Annotated in this window: 14 protein-coding genes and 1 tRNA gene; 8 read left to right on the top strand and 7 right to left on the bottom strand. The window is 69.9% G+C overall.

Features of this window, described 5'->3' with window-relative positions; genetic code table 11:
- Window positions 1-86: 86 nt before the first annotated feature.
- Complete coding sequence (locus AB0L75_RS07690) at window positions 87-782, bottom strand: DUF461 domain-containing protein (protein ID WP_365176728.1); 696 nt, start codon at window positions 780-782, stop codon at window positions 87-89.
- Window positions 783-1,398: 616 nt separating this feature from the next.
- Here AB0L75_RS07690 and AB0L75_RS07695 point away from each other — a divergent pair.
- The 7 genes from AB0L75_RS07695 to AB0L75_RS07725 all read left to right on the top strand — a co-directional run bounded on the left by AB0L75_RS07695 (window position 1,399) and on the right by AB0L75_RS07725 (window position 8,285).
- On the top strand, window positions 1,399-1,881 hold the full coding sequence (locus tag AB0L75_RS07695) for a CarD family transcriptional regulator (protein WP_003953493.1): 483 nt from the start codon (window positions 1,399-1,401) through the stop codon (window positions 1,879-1,881).
- A 373-nt stretch (window positions 1,882-2,254) separates the two neighbouring features.
- Window positions 2,255-3,031 (top strand): 2-C-methyl-D-erythritol 4-phosphate cytidylyltransferase, encoded by a 777-nt coding sequence (ispD, locus tag AB0L75_RS07700; RefSeq protein WP_365176731.1) that lies wholly within the window; start codon window positions 2,255-2,257, stop codon window positions 3,029-3,031.
- On the top strand, window positions 3,021-3,518 hold the full coding sequence (gene ispF, locus AB0L75_RS07705) for a 2-C-methyl-D-erythritol 2,4-cyclodiphosphate synthase (protein ID WP_365176734.1): 498 nt from the start codon (window positions 3,021-3,023) through the stop codon (window positions 3,516-3,518). The genes ispD and ispF overlap by 11 nt, the downstream gene beginning before the upstream one ends.
- A gap of 86 nt (window positions 3,519-3,604) precedes the next feature.
- Entirely contained in the window at window positions 3,605-4,009 is a 405-nt protein-coding gene (locus AB0L75_RS07710) for a PPOX class F420-dependent oxidoreductase (protein ID WP_365176737.1), read from the top strand.
- Window positions 4,010-4,054: 45 nt separating this feature from the next.
- Window positions 4,055-5,452, top strand: a complete 1,398-nt coding sequence (cysS, locus tag AB0L75_RS07715) for a cysteine--tRNA ligase (protein ID WP_365176740.1) — start codon at window positions 4,055-4,057, stop codon at window positions 5,450-5,452.
- A 91-nt stretch (window positions 5,453-5,543) separates the two neighbouring features.
- Entirely contained in the window at window positions 5,544-6,485 is a 942-nt protein-coding gene (gene rlmB, locus AB0L75_RS07720) for a 23S rRNA (guanosine(2251)-2'-O)-methyltransferase RlmB (RefSeq protein ID WP_365176743.1), read from the top strand.
- A gap of 129 nt (window positions 6,486-6,614) precedes the next feature.
- The gene (locus AB0L75_RS07725; RefSeq protein WP_365176746.1) at window positions 6,615-8,285 is read left to right on the top strand and encodes a DoxX family membrane protein; all 1,671 of its coding nucleotides are present in this window, start codon (window positions 6,615-6,617) and stop codon (window positions 8,283-8,285) included.
- An 81-nt stretch (window positions 8,286-8,366) separates the two neighbouring features.
- Here AB0L75_RS07725 and AB0L75_RS07730 read toward each other — a convergent pair whose 3' ends face one another.
- From AB0L75_RS07730 to msiK, 3 genes are all read right to left on the bottom strand, one after another.
- Window positions 8,367-9,098, bottom strand: coding sequence for a nucleotidyltransferase family protein (locus tag AB0L75_RS07730; RefSeq protein ID WP_365176749.1), 732 nt, complete (start codon window positions 9,096-9,098; stop codon window positions 8,367-8,369).
- A 109-nt stretch (window positions 9,099-9,207) separates the two neighbouring features.
- A complete protein-coding gene (locus AB0L75_RS07735; RefSeq protein WP_365176752.1) occupies window positions 9,208-9,669 on the bottom strand; it encodes a hypothetical protein in 462 nt (153 codons plus the stop codon).
- A gap of 209 nt (window positions 9,670-9,878) precedes the next feature.
- Complete coding sequence (msiK, locus tag AB0L75_RS07740) at window positions 9,879-11,015, bottom strand: diacetylchitobiose ABC transporter ATP-binding protein MsiK (protein WP_365176755.1); 1,137 nt, start codon at window positions 11,013-11,015, stop codon at window positions 9,879-9,881.
- A gap of 205 nt (window positions 11,016-11,220) precedes the next feature.
- Here msiK and AB0L75_RS07745 point away from each other — a divergent pair.
- Window positions 11,221-11,294: transfer RNA gene (locus tag AB0L75_RS07745), tRNA-Thr, on the top strand.
- A 78-nt stretch (window positions 11,295-11,372) separates the two neighbouring features.
- Here the strand turns inward: AB0L75_RS07745 and AB0L75_RS07750 are convergent.
- The 3 genes from AB0L75_RS07750 to AB0L75_RS07760 form a co-directional block, all read right to left on the bottom strand.
- A complete protein-coding gene (locus tag AB0L75_RS07750; protein WP_365176759.1) occupies window positions 11,373-12,512 on the bottom strand; it encodes a site-specific integrase in 1,140 nt (379 codons plus the stop codon).
- Window positions 12,512-12,712, bottom strand: coding sequence for a helix-turn-helix domain-containing protein (locus tag AB0L75_RS07755; RefSeq protein ID WP_365176762.1), 201 nt, complete (start codon window positions 12,710-12,712; stop codon window positions 12,512-12,514). The genes AB0L75_RS07750 and AB0L75_RS07755 overlap by 1 nt, the downstream gene beginning before the upstream one ends.
- Window positions 12,713-13,202: 490 nt before the next feature.
- Window positions 13,203-14,678, bottom strand: a complete 1,476-nt coding sequence (locus tag AB0L75_RS07760; protein WP_365176765.1) for an ATP-binding protein — start codon at window positions 14,676-14,678, stop codon at window positions 13,203-13,205.

Consider the following 14,678-nt stretch of genomic DNA (forward strand, 5'->3'; position numbering starts at 1 on the left):
ACCGCGCGTACACGCGGGCACGCGTAGTCGCGTACGACGAAGGGCGGCACCCCGAGCCGGGGTGCCGCCCTCGTGCGTACGGCTGCTCAGTGGCCGGCGACCGACTGCGACGCCGAGTCGCTCGGGGTGGCGCCGGCGTTCGCGCCGTTGCTCGCGGAGGACGACGGGGAGGCCTTGCCGCCCTTGCCCTTGCCCTTGGCCGGCTTGCCGCTGCCGGACGGGGAAGCGCTGGAGCCCGGGGCGCCGGTGGGCGACGCCGAGACGGACGGGATCGTGCTCGGGCCCCACTTGTCGAAGTAGCTGGTGGCCGGCACCACGAAGGCACGCAGGCTCACGTCGCCGGTCTTGCTGAAGGTGAAGGTGATCTTCTGTGCGTTGCCGTCCTGGACCGCCTCGCGGCCGCTCGGGATCTCGGCGGAGGCGTTGCCCTGGCCGCCGAAGACCAGCGAGCCGTGTGCCGGGACCGTCAGGTTCCCGCCCTTGGCCGGGGTCAGCTTCACGGTCCCGGTGCTGCCCGGGATGGTGATCGACTGCAGGGTCTGGTCCGCGATGCCCTGGTTGAACAGGGTCACGGAGACCACCGCCGGACCCGTCGCCTTCAGGTCGGGCTGGGTGATGATCACGGCGTTCTGGACCTTGATGTCGCCGACACTGGTCGCCGCGTTGTCCGGCTTGACCTGCAGGGTCTGCGAGTCGCTGCCGGCGCCGCAGGCGGCGAGCGAGGCGATCGAGAAGACGATGGCGGAGGCGGCGAGGGCGCCGCGTCGAAGGCTGCTGCTCACGGCGGCGGCAACTCCTTGAACGCGCGGGCAGCTCCCCTTATAAAGCCACCCTAAGTGTCTATCAGCGGGCTTAGGTTACCGAGCCGTTCCCAGGCCGCCGCACCCGACCCTCCCCAAGCACGCGGCTTGCCTCCGGCTGGGGGTACCACCGGACCGCTCGCCACTCCGGCCACAGGTGACTCTCCAGTCACTTTGCTGGGCGCTCGTCCGCCATTCACATAACCGCTCGCAAAATTTCCGTGAAGGAATACCGGGCGGCCTCGATGAGCGGCTCGATATTGATCACGCGGCATCCGTCCGGCCGTCGTTGATCAATTCCGGAAACGGTCCGGATCGACCTCGGGTCACCGAACGGAGTAGCGGAAGTCGTACGCTTGGAAGCGGACAAAACGGGACGTTCGTCCGCTTGGAGGTGGCTCCGGGGGTGTGTGACGTACGCGTTTCACCCCGCCCGAAGAGCCCCTCCGACCTGCGAATTCCCGCCTCCGCAGGTCCCTCGCAGCACGTTCGTGTCGCAGTTGTCAAGCCCCGAGATATGCCCTGACCTGCGAAAACGCCATTCAGAAGACGCCGTATCCGTGTTACCCTGGATAGCCACGGAAGGGGTACCTGTCACATGACGTTCAAGGTTGGCGACACCGTGGTCTATCCCCATCACGGGGCCGCGCTGATCGAGGCCATCGAAACTCGCCAGATCAAAGGCGTGGACAAGACCTACTTGGTGCTGAAGGTCGCCCAGGGTGACCTGACGGTGCGTGTGCCAGCGGACAATGCTGAGTTCGTGGGCGTGCGTGATGTGGTCGGTCAGGACGGGCTGGACCGGGTCTTCGAGGTGCTGCGCGCGCCGTACGCCGAGGAGCCCACGAACTGGTCCCGTCGTTACAAGGCAAACCTGGAGAAGCTCGCCTCCGGCGATGTCATCAAGGTCGCCGAAGTCGTGCGTGACCTGTGGCGTCGTGAGCGCGAGCGCGGACTGTCCGCCGGTGAGAAGCGCATGCTCGCCAAGGCCCGCCAGATCCTGGTGAGCGAGCTGGCTCTCGCGGAGAACACGAACGAGGACAAGGCCGAGGCCCTGCTCGACGAGGTGCTCGCCTCCTGACGCGCCACGGCAGCGAACCTTCGCTTCCGCCACGCTCAGCACAGTAAATGCCGCGGTGCCCGATGACACTGAACCTGTCGCCGGGCGCTGCGGCATGTTCATCCCCGGAAAACCCGGAAATCCGGGGAAATCCCGCAAAGCCTCAGTGCCTCAGCACACCTTCGGCAGCGCTTCGGCGCAGCTTCGGCAACCGGAAAACGGGGCGCCGAAACGCCTGCCGTACACCTCGGGGAAAACGGGCCCCCTGCTAGATGTGCCGGGCCCGGGCAGATGGCTCGACCAGGGTCACGGAAAGGGTCCGGTCAAGGCGTCGCGCCCGGCACTCCTCAGGCCATACCCACCTAGGTCGAGCACACAAACCTGACAGGAACCGATGTCTGACGAATCGCGCCCTTCACCCGCGCAGACCCCCGTCGCCGCCGTGATTCCCGCCGCCGGCCGGGGCGTACGCCTCGGCCCGGGCGCCCCCAAGGCGCTCCGCGCGCTGAACGGCACGCCCATGCTCATCCACGCGGTCCGCGCGCTCGCCGCGTCCCGCCATGTCTCCCTGGTGATCGTCGTCGCCCCGGCCGACGGCGCCGCCGAGGTCAAGTCCCTGCTCGACGCGCACGCCCTGCCTGGGGGTACCCCCAGCGGTAGCTGGGGGAGCACCGACTTCCTGGTCGTGCCCGGCGGGGACACCCGGCAGGAATCGGTCAGGCTCGGCCTGGACGCCCTGCCGCCCGAGTACGGCGTCGTCCTCGTCCATGACGCGGCCCGCCCGCTCGTCCCGGTCGACACGGTCGACGCGGTCATCGAGGCCGTACGCGCGGGCGCGCCCGCCGTGGTCCCCGCGCTTCCGCTCGCCGACACCGTCAAGGAGGTCGAGCCCGCCGCCGGGGCCGGCGACCCCGAGCCGGTTCTCGCCACCCCGGACCGCGCCCGGCTGCGCGCCGTCCAGACGCCGCAGGGCTTCGACCGCGCGATGCTGGTCCGCGCGCACGAGACCGTCACGGACGACGTCACGGACGACGCGAGCATGGTCGAGCAGCTGGGCCTGACGGTCGTGGCCGTCCCCGGTCACGAGGAGGCCTTCAAGGTCACCCGCCCCCTCGACCTGGTCCTCGCCGAGGCGGTCCTGGCCCGCAGGAGGCTGAACGATGGCTTCTGAGCAGCCCCTGATGCTGCCGCAGGTCGGCATCGGCACCGACATCCACGCCTTCGAGGAGGGCCGCGAGCTGTGGTGCGCCGGACTGAAGTGGGAGGGCGAGGGGCCGGGCCTGGCCGGGCACTCCGACGCGGACGTCGTCGCCCACGCGGCCTGCAACGCCCTCTTCTCCGCCGCCGGGCTCGGTGACCTGGGACAGCACTTCGGCACCGGGCGCCCCGAGTGGTCCGGCGCCTCCGGGGTGACCCTCCTCACCGAGGCCGCCCGGATCGTCCGCGAGGCGGGCTTCACCATCGGCAACATCGCCGTCCAGGTCGTCGGCCCCCGCCCGAAGATCGGCAAGCGCCGGGACGAGGCGCAGAAGATCCTCTCCGAAGCGGCCGGCTCCCCCGTCTCCGTCTCCGGCGCCACCACGGACGGTCTCGGCTTCCCGGGCCGCGAGGAGGGGCTGATGGCGATCGCGACGGCACTGGTGGTCCGTACGGGCTGAGGCGGCTGCCGTCCGGCTCGTGGTGCGGGTGAGCGGAGAGCGTGCGAGGGTACCCGGAGAGTCACTGATGACTTAAGGAGGCACCCATGCCCGCCACCCTGCCCGACCGGCTCAAGTCCCTGCTCGACGGTCCCGTCTTCATCGTGGTCGGCACGGTCCAGCCCGACGGGCGCCCGCAGCTGTCCCCGGTATGGGTGAAGCGGGACGGGGACCAGATCCTGTTCTCCACGACCGTCGACCGCCGGAAGAAGAAGAACCTCGACCGCGACCCCCGGGTGAGCGTCATCGTCCAGGACCCCGAGATGCCCTACGTCTACGGCGAGATCCGGGGCACCGCGGAGTGCGCCACCCAGGGCGCCGAGGAACTGATCGACGAACTGTCGCTGAAGTACACCGGCAAGAAGTACGCGGAGTTCAACCCCGCCTCCGCCGACGACGCCGACCGCGTGATCGTCAGGATCACGCCGGAGAAGGTCGTGGGCATGTTCTGAGCCATGCGGCACTAGGCACCACTCGGCGCCCACTACCCTGGAGTGGTGACCATTCGCCTGTACGACACCAGCGCCCGGCAGATCCGTGACTTCACCCCGCTCAAGCCGGGTTGTGTCTCGATCTACCTGTGTGGCGCCACCGTGCAGGCGGCACCGCACATCGGGCACGTCCGCTCGTACCTCAACTTCGACATCATGCGCCGCTGGTTCGCGTACCGCGGCTACGAGGTGACGTTCATCAGGAACGTCACGGACATCGACGACAAGATCATCGCCAAGGCCCATGAGCAGGGCCGGCCCTGGTGGTCGATCGGGTACGAGAACGAGCGCGCCTTCAACGAGGGCTACCACGCCCTCGGCTGCCTCCCGCCGACCTACGAGCCGCGCGCCACCGGCCACATCACCGAGATGGTCGAGATGATGCAGCGCCTGATCGAGCGTGGACACGCCTACGCGGCCGACGGCAACGTCTACTTCGACGTGCGGTCCTTCCCGGAGTACCTCCAGCTGTCCCGGCAGGAGCTGGACAACCTGCTGCAGCCGTCCGGCGAGGGCGAGACCGGCAAGCGCGACCCGCGGGACTTCGCGATGTGGAAGTCCACCAAGCCCGGCGAGCCGACCTGGCCGACGCCGTGGGGCCCCGGCCGCCCCGGCTGGCACCTGGAGTGCTCGGCGATGGCGCACAAGTACCTGGGCTCCGCCTTCGACATCCACGGCGGCGGCCTGGACCTGATCTTCCCGCACCACGAGAACGAGATCGCCCAGGCCAAGGCCTACGGCGACGACTTCGCGCGGTACTGGGTGCACAACGCGTGGGTGACCATGGCCGGCGACAAGATGTCCAAGTCGCTCGGCAACAGCGTCCTGGTCTCCGAGATGGTCAGGCAGTGGCGGCCCGTCGTCCTGCGCTACTACCTCGGCACCCCGCACTACCGCTCGATGATCGAGTACAGCGAGGAGGCGCTGCGCGAGGCCGAGTCGGCGTTCGCGCGGATCGAGGGCTTCGTGCAGCGGGTCACCGAGCTGGCCGGGAAGACGGTCGACCCGGCCGCCGAGGTCCCGCCGGCCTTCGCCGAGGCGATGGACGACGACCTGGGCGTTCCGCAGGCCCTCGCCGTCGTGCACACCACGGTCCGGCAGGGCAACAGCGCGCTGGCCGCCGACGACAAGGAAGCCGCCGTGGCCCGGCTCGCCGAGGTGCGGGCCATGCTCGGCGTCCTCGGCCTCGACCCGCTGGACGAGCAGTGGGCGGGGGAGGCCGACCAGGGCGAGGACCTGCACCAGGTGGTGGACAGCCTCGTCCGCCTCGTCCTCGACCAGCGCGAGTCCGCCCGCGCCCGCAAGGACTGGGCGACCGCCGACGCCATCCGCGACCAGCTCGCCCAGTCCGGCCTCGCCATCGAGGACAGTCCGCAGGGCCCGCGCTGGAGCCTCAAGGCCTAGCCCCGGACCTGAAGATCGACTGTGCCGCCCGGCCCCCCGGGCGGCACACTGCATAAGACGTACGTACGAAGCTCACGGAGACAGGTAACTCATGGCCGCGAACAACCGCCGCATGTCCGGCAAGAAGGGTGCGCAGGTCGGCAGCGGCGGCCAGCGGCGCCGAGGCCTGGAGGGCAAGGGTCCGACCCCGCCCGCCGAGATGCGCAAGGGCCACGCCAAGCAGCGCGCCGCCGCGGCCAAGTCCCGCCGCGCGCAGGGCCGCCCGCAGCAGCGCCGGGGCGCCGGCCGGTCGGCGTCCGAGATGGTCGTGGGCCGCAACCCCGTGGTCGAGGCGCTCCGCGAGGGCGTGCCCGCCTCCACCCTCTACGTCCAGCAGTTCATCGACAACGACGAGCGCGTCCGCGAGGCCCTGCAGCTCGCCGCCGAACGCGGTGGCATCAACCTGATGGAGGCCCCGCGCCCCGAGCTGGACCGCATGACGAACGGCCTCAACCACCAGGGCCTCGTCCTCCAGGTCCCGCCGTACGAGTACGCGCACCCCGAGGACCTCACCAGCGCGGCCTACGACGAGGGCGCCGACCCGCTGATCGTCGCGCTGGACGGCGTCACCGACCCGCGCAACCTCGGCGCCGTCGTCCGCTCCGTCTCCGCCTTCGGCGGGCACGGCGTGGTCGTGCCCGAGCGCCGCTCGGCCGGTATGACCGCCGGTGCCTGGAAGACCTCCGCCGGTACGGCCGCCCGCACCCCGGTCGCCCGCGCCACCAACCTCACCCGCGCCCTGGAGGCGTACAAGAAGGCCGGCATCACGGTCGTCGGCCTGGCCGCCGACGGCGAGGCCGAACTCGGCGACCTGGAAGCCCTGGGGGGCCCGGTCGTCATCGTGGTCGGCAGCGAGGGCAAGGGCCTGTCCCGGCTGGTCGGCGAGACCTGCGACGTCCGCGTGCGGATCCCGATGCCGGGTGGCGCGGAGTCGCTGAACGCCGGTGTGGCGGCGGGGATCGTGCTCTATGAGGCGGCGCGCAGGCGCAGCTGAACACCCGTCCGGAACTTCACCCTTACGGGGTAATTCTGGCGCCCATGTGGCGTTCGAGGCCGCTTTGACGGGGTCCGGACACATCCGCCCCGGTCAAAGCAGTGTCCTAACTCCACGTCACTCGGTTAGATGAGTGTGGACACCAGAACACCCCGCACACCCACGGGGGACCGCTCGTCGGGATTCCAGTCAGGGTCCGACGACGCTCCCGCGCTGAGCATGGTGAAGGTGCCGAGCGATCCGGCGCAGGTCATCGTCAACCACCCCAGTTTCCGCGTGCAGCTGGGCCCGTCGGCGAAACGCACCCAATCCCCGCGGATCGCCCGGCATCTGAGCGCCGCCCCGGAAACCGCCCGGATGCCCGTCGTGGGCACGGCGACCCGGCAGGGCGCCGCCCGCCGCCGCCCCGTCGTGTGGAGCGGCAAGTCCGCCCCCGACGACACCGGCGCCCACCGCCTCCTCCAGGCCGTGCGGGGCAGCAGCGTCCGCCACGCCGACGAGCCCGAGCCAGGCGCCACCCAGGTCATCCCACGCGTCGAGACCGGCTACGGCGACACCTACGACGGACTCGACCACACGGTCGAGGCCCCGATCGTGGGCCACCAGCGCACCGCCCCCGACGACACCGACAGCACCCGTCTGCTGCCCCCCATGCGCACGGCGGCCGGCGCCTACGACGAACCCCCCTACCCGGACCCCGGCTTCGAGTCGTACGACGACTACGACGACTACGACGAGTACGCCGACTCCGGTGACCCCGACGCCCCGCGTCCCACCCGCCGCCACGGCGACGACCCGGCCCGGCACGCCTACTACCCCGGCCGCCGGATGAACCTCGGCGTCGTCCTCCTCCCCCTGCGCGTCTTCCTCGGCTTCATCTCGATCTACGCCGGCATGGGCAAGCTGTGCGACCCCGTCTACTTCGACGGCGGCAAGCGTGGCTCGATGGTCAAGTGGCTCAACACCCTGCACCCGTGGGACGTCGCCGAGCCGCTGCGCCAGTTCGCCCTGCACCACCCCGTCGGCTCCGGCCTGGTCATCGCCTTCCTGCAGGTGGTCGTCGGCGTCCTCACGGTCCTCGGCTGCTGGCAGCGCGTGGCCGCCGTGGTCGGCGCCCTGCTCTCCGCCGCCCTGATCGTCACCGTCAGCTGGAAGACGGTCCCCGCCTACGACGCCCCCGACATCATCTACCTCGCCGCCTGGTCCCCGCTGGTCATCGCCGGTGCCCCCGTCTACTCCGTGGACGGCCGCCTCGCCGCCAGCGCCTGGCGGCGCCTCGGCCCCCGCGCCGACATCTGGGACCTGCGCCGCTTCGTCCTGCGCCGCGGTGCCTTGATCACGATCGTCACGGTCGGCCTCACCCTGCTCGTCGGCTCCCTGCTCGGCGGCGCCGTACGCGACTCCAGCCGCGTCGTCGTCCCCGGCCCCGGCGAGGCCCCCCGCAACGACGTCCCCGGCTCCCCGCTGCCGCAGGGACCCGGCCGGCGGCACCAGCACAGCCCCTCGGCCTCCGGCTCGCCCACGGGCGGCGCCACCGCCGGTGCCAGCCCGTCCGGCGCGGCGGCGACCCCCGGTGCCACCCGGTCCGCCGGTGGTACGACCACCACCCCCAGCCAGACCCAGGGCACCATGGGCCAGATCCCGCCCCGTCAGTCCTCCCCGACCGGCGGCGCCCCGAGCACCTCGGCCGGCCCGACGAGCAGCGGCGGTGCTTCGAGTGGCGGCGGCTCGTCCACGGGCGGCTCCGGCGGTTCGTCCTCCTCCGGCCAGACCGGCCTGGTGGGCGGCCTGCTGGGCTGACGCGACGAGACACGAGAGGGCCCCGTACCAGTGGTGGTACGGGGCCCTTTTCGATGGCCGGGAGCGGACCTGCCCGGCCGGCTACCGTCCCAAGGCCGCCAGTTCCTTGGCCGCCTCCGTCAGATCCTTCGCCGTGTCGATGGCCCGCCAATAGGCGCCCTGGGGAATCGGGAACCCGAACAGCCTGCGCTCACGGGCCAGCCCGGGAAACGTCGTCCGCTCATGGTCCCCCCGCTCGGGGAGCATCCCGGCGAACTCGGGCGAGAAGACGTACACACCGGCGTTGATCTCGAAGGTCGACGGGGGAGCCTCGATGAAGTCGGTGATGTGCCCGAACCCGTCGCTCTTCACCGCGCCCCACGGGATCCGCGGCCGGGCCAGGGCCAGCGTCGCGACGGCGTCCCGCTCGGTGTGGAAGTCGGCCATGTCCCGCAGGGAGAAACGGGTCCAGATGTCGCCGTTGGTGGCGTACCAGGGCTGGTCGGGGCGGGGGAGGTGCGCGGCCGCGTACTTGAGGCCGCCGCCCCGGCCGAGGGGCTCGGTCTCCACGACGGTGCTGACCGAGACGGGCAGGTCGGTGGAGTCCAGCCACTTCTGCAGGACGTCGGCGAGATGGCCGCAGGAGACCACCACGTCGGTCACGCCCTCCTCGGCGAGCCAGGTGAGCTGGTGGCCGATGATCGGAGTGCCCGTACCGGGGATCTCGACCATCGGCTTGGGCCGGTCGTCGGTGTAGGGGCGCAGCCGGGAGCCCTGGCCACCGGCCAGGACCACGGCCTGAGTGGGGCGCGACGCGGCGTTGGGATGGGTCATGACCGCACTGTACGCGGCGCCCCGTGCCCCGACGCACCGCGGCGCCGGCGGGCTCGCCGGCCGCAGGTGGACGTCACCTGTGGCCGACGAGCCCGCCGGAGACGAACCGTCAGCTGTGCGCGGCGAGCACGCCGGAGGCGAACGACGTGTCGCACACCGGGCGGGCGAAGGACTGGGCGCGGGAGGCGCCGTACACGCGCACCGCGGCCTGGCCCAGGGCGCGGGCGATGGAGGAGCAGTGCCGGGCCAGCGAGGGGCGTCCGTTGACCGCCTGCTGGAGGTGGGTGAGGACGATCCCCGGGTTCTTCTGCTGGAGTTCGCCCATCAGCTGGTCGCGGAGCACGTCCTGTGGGGCGCGGGAGGTCTTCTTGGCGGACACCGCCGCCGAGGAGACGTCCGAGGCGGCCAGCAGCGAGCTGGAGGGGCTTCCCGTCCAGTTGACCCGGGTGACCGCGAGGGTCCCCGAGAGCACCAGGACGACGGGCAGGACGAGAGCGAGAGTGCGGCCGATCCGGCGGGCGGGGCCGCCCCGGTGGCCGCGTCGTGTTTGCGGGATGGTGGAGTGCTTCACGCGTGTGAGGGTAGCGCGGGGTGATGATTTGGCGACATTTAGTCACCCCTTCGGGGGATGAAAAGGCACATCTTTCTGGGTAAGGGGTTGACGGGCCGCGCCCGAAATGATCGCTGTGCCGGGATATATCCAAGGGTGGACGGCACACGAAAGGGGCCCCGCGGCGCTCGGCGGGACCCCTTTCGTCAACCTCGGCGCAAACGCGCTGCTCAGTCGGAGAGACGCTCACCCGTGGACGTCGAGAACACGTGGATCTCGCCCGGCCGCGGCACCACGTGCAGCGTGGAGCCCTTCTCCGGCACCTGGCGGCCGTTGACGCGGACGACCAGGTCCTTGACCTCGTCGCCGACCTCGGCGGTGCCGTAGACGTAGCCGTCGGCGCCCAGCTCCTCGACCACGTTCACCGAGACGGCGAGACCGGCCGGGGCGTCCGCGCTGTCCTTGGAGAGGGACGCGCCGGCGCCGCCGCCCAGCTCGACCACGTCGAAGTGCTCGGGCCGGACACCGACGGTCACCGTGCGGTCACCCTTGTCGGAGGCGGCCTTCAGGGCCTCCCGGTTGACCGGGACGACGCTGTTGCCGAACTTCACACCGCCGTCGGTGATCGGCACCTCGACCAGGTTCATGGCCGGGGAGCCGATGAAGCCGGCGACGAAGAGGTTCGCGGGCTTGTCGTACATGTTCCGCGGCGAGTCCACCTGCTGGAGCAGGCCGTCCTTGAGGACCGCCACACGGTCGCCCATCGTCATGGCCTCGACCTGGTCGTGGGTGACGTAGACGGTGGTGATGCCGAGACGGCGCTGCAGCGAGGCGATCTGCGTACGGGTGCTGACCCGGAGCTTGGCGTCCAGGTTGGACAGCGGCTCGTCCATGAGGAAGACCTGCGGCTCACGCACGATGGCGCGGCCCATCGCGACCCGCTGGCGCTGACCGCCGGAGAGCGCCTTCGGCTTGCGGTCCAGGTACTCGGTCAGGTCGAGGATCTTCGCGGCCTCCTCGACCTTCTGCCGGATCTCCGCCTTGTTGACGCCGGCGATCTTGAGCGCGAAGCCCATGTTGTCGGCGACCGTCATGTGCGGGTACAGCGCGTAGTTCTGGAACACCATGGCGATGTCCCGGTCCTTCGGCGGCAGGTGGGTGACGTCGCGGTCACCGATGCGGATGGCTCCGCCGTTGACGTCCTCCAGGCCCGCGAGCATCCGCAGCGAGGTGGACTTTCCGCAGCCCGACGGGCCGACCAGGACGAGGAACTCGCCGTCCTCGATCGCGATGTCGAGCGCGTCGACGGCGGGCTTGGTGGAACCCGGGTAGATCCGGGTCGCCTTGTCGAACGTGACAGTGGCCATGGTGATGGGCCCCCTTCTACCGGCAGGAACGTGCCGGACGATCCGTTGTAGGAAGGTGGTTGTGTAGTCCACGCGAGTGAACTGGTTCAGGACCGTACCTGGCGTTCACTCGGTCTGTCAGTACCCGGGCGACTATGAACTTCGCGGAAATTTTCGACAGGGACCGGCTCAGACCTGGGTACACTGCACGGGCGCCCATACGCAGGCCTCCTTAGCTCAGCTGGTCAGAGCGCCGCTCTTGTAAAGCGAAGGTCGTCGGTTCGAATCCGACAGGGGGCTCTTGGCTCTACCTGCGTCAACGCCCTCACGATCCATGATCGTGAGGGCGTTGACGGTAGTTCTTGACGGCAGTTCCCTCTACCGGCGTCGCCTGAGCAGGCGATCCATGTGGCCCATGGCGTCTCGCCGGTCGCCATCGCTCACGTGGGTGTAGACGTTCATCGTCACCGCGATCTGCGAGTGCCCCAGGATCTCCATCACGGTCCTGGGCGCGACCCCGGCCGCGAACAACAGTGACGCGCATCCGTGGCGGGTGTCGTGCAAGCGGATCTGCGGTAGGCCAGCGGAGGACGCGATCCGGAGGAACGACCGGTACAGGTTCCGAGGCTCGATCGGCCGACCGCTGCGCGTGGTGAACACGTGATCGCTCTCGTGCCAGTCGGCACCAGCAGTCGCGCGCCGGTCCGCCTGCCGGAGACGCTGCCACCGGAGCGGCGCCACGCACATCAGGGGAATCGGGATCAGCCGTGCTCTCCGGTTCTTGGTCGTGTCGAGGTACAGCTCTGATCCGCCGCGATGAAGAGTGGTCCGCACGGTGAGCGTGCGCCGGTCGAGGTCCACGTCCTTCCACTGCAACCCGAGGATTTCGCCACGCCGCAGGCCCAGTGCGACAGCGAGGACGAACGCCGCGTACAGCGGGTCGGTCCGCGCGGCTTCCAGGAACGTCAGAGTCTCGTCCAGCGACCAGGGGTGCAACTGGCGCGGCTCGACTCTGGGGGCGGGGACCAACTGGACGACGTTGCGGCTGATCATCTCCTCACGGCAGGCGGCTGCCAGAGCCGTACGCAGCACGCGGTGCGACTCCTTCGCCGTTGCCGCAGACGATTGTTTCGTGACTTCTGAGAGCATCCGGCGGACGTTCGCCGTAGTCAGAGACTCCAGTCGACGGCTGCCAAGCAGGGGTACGAGGTAGAGCCTCACGTGCATCTCGTACTTGATGTAGGTGGTGCGCTTCCGGTTGGGCTTGATGTGCTCCTCCAACCAGTACGGCAGCCACTCCGAGAGCTTCGCCGACCGGGAAGGCGTAGGGATTCCCTGGCGGTCACGGCGAACGAGTTCCTGGCGCTTCTCGTCGCACTCGTCCCAGGTCGAGCCATAGACCGTCTTGCGCTTACGGGTGCCGTCGGGCTGAGGGACGTAGACGCGGGCTTCGAAGCGCCCGTCTTTCCGCTGCCAGATGCTGCCAGCGCCGTTGGGGTTCCTCTTCCGCTGAGTCATCAGGCTGCGTTCTCCTCAAGTCGGTCCTGCATGTAGTGGCGTACGGCGTCGACCGGGATGCGGCGCGCGCGGCCGGATGTGTAGCTCGGGAGCTGCTTGGAGCGGATGAGGTCGTAGACCTTGCTGCGGCTGAGCCTCAGAGCGGTCATGACCTCCGGGACGGTGAGTGCTTGCGGGTCGCTCGGGACGACGGTCAGCACGTTGAGACCTCCGAGAGAGGGCGGGGCCTACGAATGGGGCTGCTTCAAGGGCTCTTCAGGCCTGCGTGTGTCCGAGGTTCGGATTCCTGCGTCATCGCGTCACGCACGTCATGTGCGGCTCTGAACTGCGGTTATGTGGTGACGCGGGCCGCTCGGGGCGTGTCACAGGGCGGGGCGGGGTTCTGTCACCTGTGACGCGGGTGACGCGGGATGACGCAGGTGTCAGCTGTCTGCGTCACGGATCTAGCCCCAGGTCAGGGGCCGTTTTGTGGTCCGTGGTGACGTGGGTGACGCAGCGTCTCTTCTCTTAGGACAATGAGGGGGGTGGTGTCTGTGGTGGTGCGGTGCGGCTCAGGACGTGAAGAAGGAGCCGCCTTGCGGCGCGCCTTGTGCAGCGGCGGCAAGCCGCCGGAACAGCAAGAGGAGCACCGGTCGGGCGGGGGGTGGTGCTCCTCTTGCTTGTTTCGCCGCGGCGCCGTGGTGGCGCGGGTCAGAACGCTGCTTCCTGCTCGTGCGGGGGTGGGACCGGGGGTCGGGTCATTACGATGTAGCGGGCAGAGCTGGTGCGACCCCAGTCGATGAGGACGCCGCGGGCGGCGAGGGTCGGCTGTAGCCGCTTGAGCCGGTCGGAGAGGACCTTGCCGGTGGTGGGCCAGCCCTTGGGCAGGGGACGGCATTCCTCGCCGCTGTAGAGGCTGGTGAGGCAGTGCAGCCACTCGGAGGACGACATGCGGACTTCCGCGCCCGTGTCGAGTCCGGCCGCGTGCTTCAGGACCGTCTGAGCCAGCAGGTCTCCTTCGATGACGTCGTCGTTGAGGTCGTCGAGGCTGGCCCGGTAGGCCTTGAGTGCGCCGAAGCCGGTAGCCGTATCGAGCTGCGCGCACAGGTGCGCGAAGTCGGCCATTCGCAGGTCGGTGGGGGTGTCCGCCTGCGCGGCCCGCACTTTCACTGTCAGGTCCAGCAGGGAGCCGAGAACGACCGGCAGGATCTCCGCGTACTCAGCCCACAGCTCCGCCTCGGTGCGCCGGACCTGGGGCCGCACGAGGCGGAGCGGGAGGAGTCGTTCGGCGAGGTCGGGGCGGATGACGCCGACGTCGATTCCGGTCAGGAGCATGGGGCGCCGGTAGCGGGAGCGGACGACGTCGCCGTCGGTGAAGAGCGCGCGCTTGATGCTCTCGGCGCCGGTGACGATGCAGCACATGAGGTCGGACAGGTCCGGGGGCAGGTGAGAGAGGTTGTCCAGGGCGGTGACCCATCCCGCGGCGACAGCCGTGATCATGTTCTCCTCGTCCTTCGGCGCCCGGCGCAGGTCACCGCTCATCCCTTCGATGATCCGCACCAGCATCCGGCCGCCGGTGGACTTGCCCGCCCCCTGCGGCCCCGTGAGGAACGGGGCGGGCACGGGCACGGACGGTTCCAGGCAGCCGATGAGCCACGCGAGGGCCAGGCACTCAGTCTCGGCGCTGGCGAAGTTGCACAGGCGGAGCAGGAGATCGATGCCCTTGCCTTCGGTGTCCTTGGCTGGCAGCGGCAGTTCGCCGGTGAGCTGGGTGCGCCGCCAGCAGACTTCCTGCGGGTCGGGGGTGAGGATGTCCCAGCCGGTGGGGTGGATACGGACGCACTGGCCATCGTCGCGGCCCAGGTCCAGCCAGGTCGCACCGTCGAAACCGGGCGCAACGCGGATGTGGGTGGGCTGTACGTCCTCGGTCAGCGCGAGTGCTTCGATCAAGTCCAACGCCTCCTTGAGTGCCGTGCCGTTGAACACACCGACCCCGTCCCTGAACAGGCCCACCATGAGTTCCTGACGGTGGCTGCCAGTCGTGCCCTGGGAGCGGATGGGCCGGGCGACAGGGTGGCCGTTCTTCTGCGCGTAGACGGTGCCGTCGATGGTGCGGAAGTACCGGAAGTGCGCCTGTGCGTAGTCGGTGATGATCTGGCGGGCCGGAGTCTTCTCGTCCTCGGACAT

The sequence above is a fragment of the Streptomyces sp. NPDC052101 genome (genome assembly GCF_040680235.1).
GTDB lineage: Bacteria > Actinomycetota > Actinomycetes > Streptomycetales > Streptomycetaceae > Streptomyces.

Bases quoted from the DNA above. Each gene is read 5' to 3' on its own strand.
- AB0L75_RS07695 (WP_003953493.1), top strand. From the start codon at position 1,399: ATGACGTTCAAGGTTGGCGACACCGTGGTCTATCCCCATCACGGGGCC.
- ispD (WP_365176731.1), top strand. From the start codon at position 2,255: ATGTCTGACGAATCGCGCCCTTCACCCGCGCAGACCCCCGTCGCCGCC.
- ispF (WP_365176734.1), top strand. From the start codon at position 3,021: ATGGCTTCTGAGCAGCCCCTGATGCTGCCGCAGGTCGGCATCGGCACC.
- AB0L75_RS07710 (WP_365176737.1), top strand. From the start codon at position 3,605: ATGCCCGCCACCCTGCCCGACCGGCTCAAGTCCCTGCTCGACGGTCCC.
- rlmB (WP_365176743.1), top strand. From the start codon at position 5,544: ATGGCCGCGAACAACCGCCGCATGTCCGGCAAGAAGGGTGCGCAGGTC.
- AB0L75_RS07725 (WP_365176746.1), top strand. From the start codon at position 6,615: ATGAGTGTGGACACCAGAACACCCCGCACACCCACGGGGGACCGCTCG.
- AB0L75_RS07730 (WP_365176749.1), bottom strand. From the start codon at position 9,098: ATGACCCATCCCAACGCCGCGTCGCGCCCCACTCAGGCCGTGGTCCTG.
- msiK (WP_365176755.1), bottom strand. From the start codon at position 11,015: ATGGCCACTGTCACGTTCGACAAGGCGACCCGGATCTACCCGGGTTCC.
- AB0L75_RS07750 (WP_365176759.1), bottom strand. From the start codon at position 12,512: ATGACTCAGCGGAAGAGGAACCCCAACGGCGCTGGCAGCATCTGGCAG.
- AB0L75_RS07760 (WP_365176765.1), bottom strand. From the start codon at position 14,678: ATGTCCGAGGACGAGAAGACTCCGGCCCGCCAGATCATCACCGACTAC.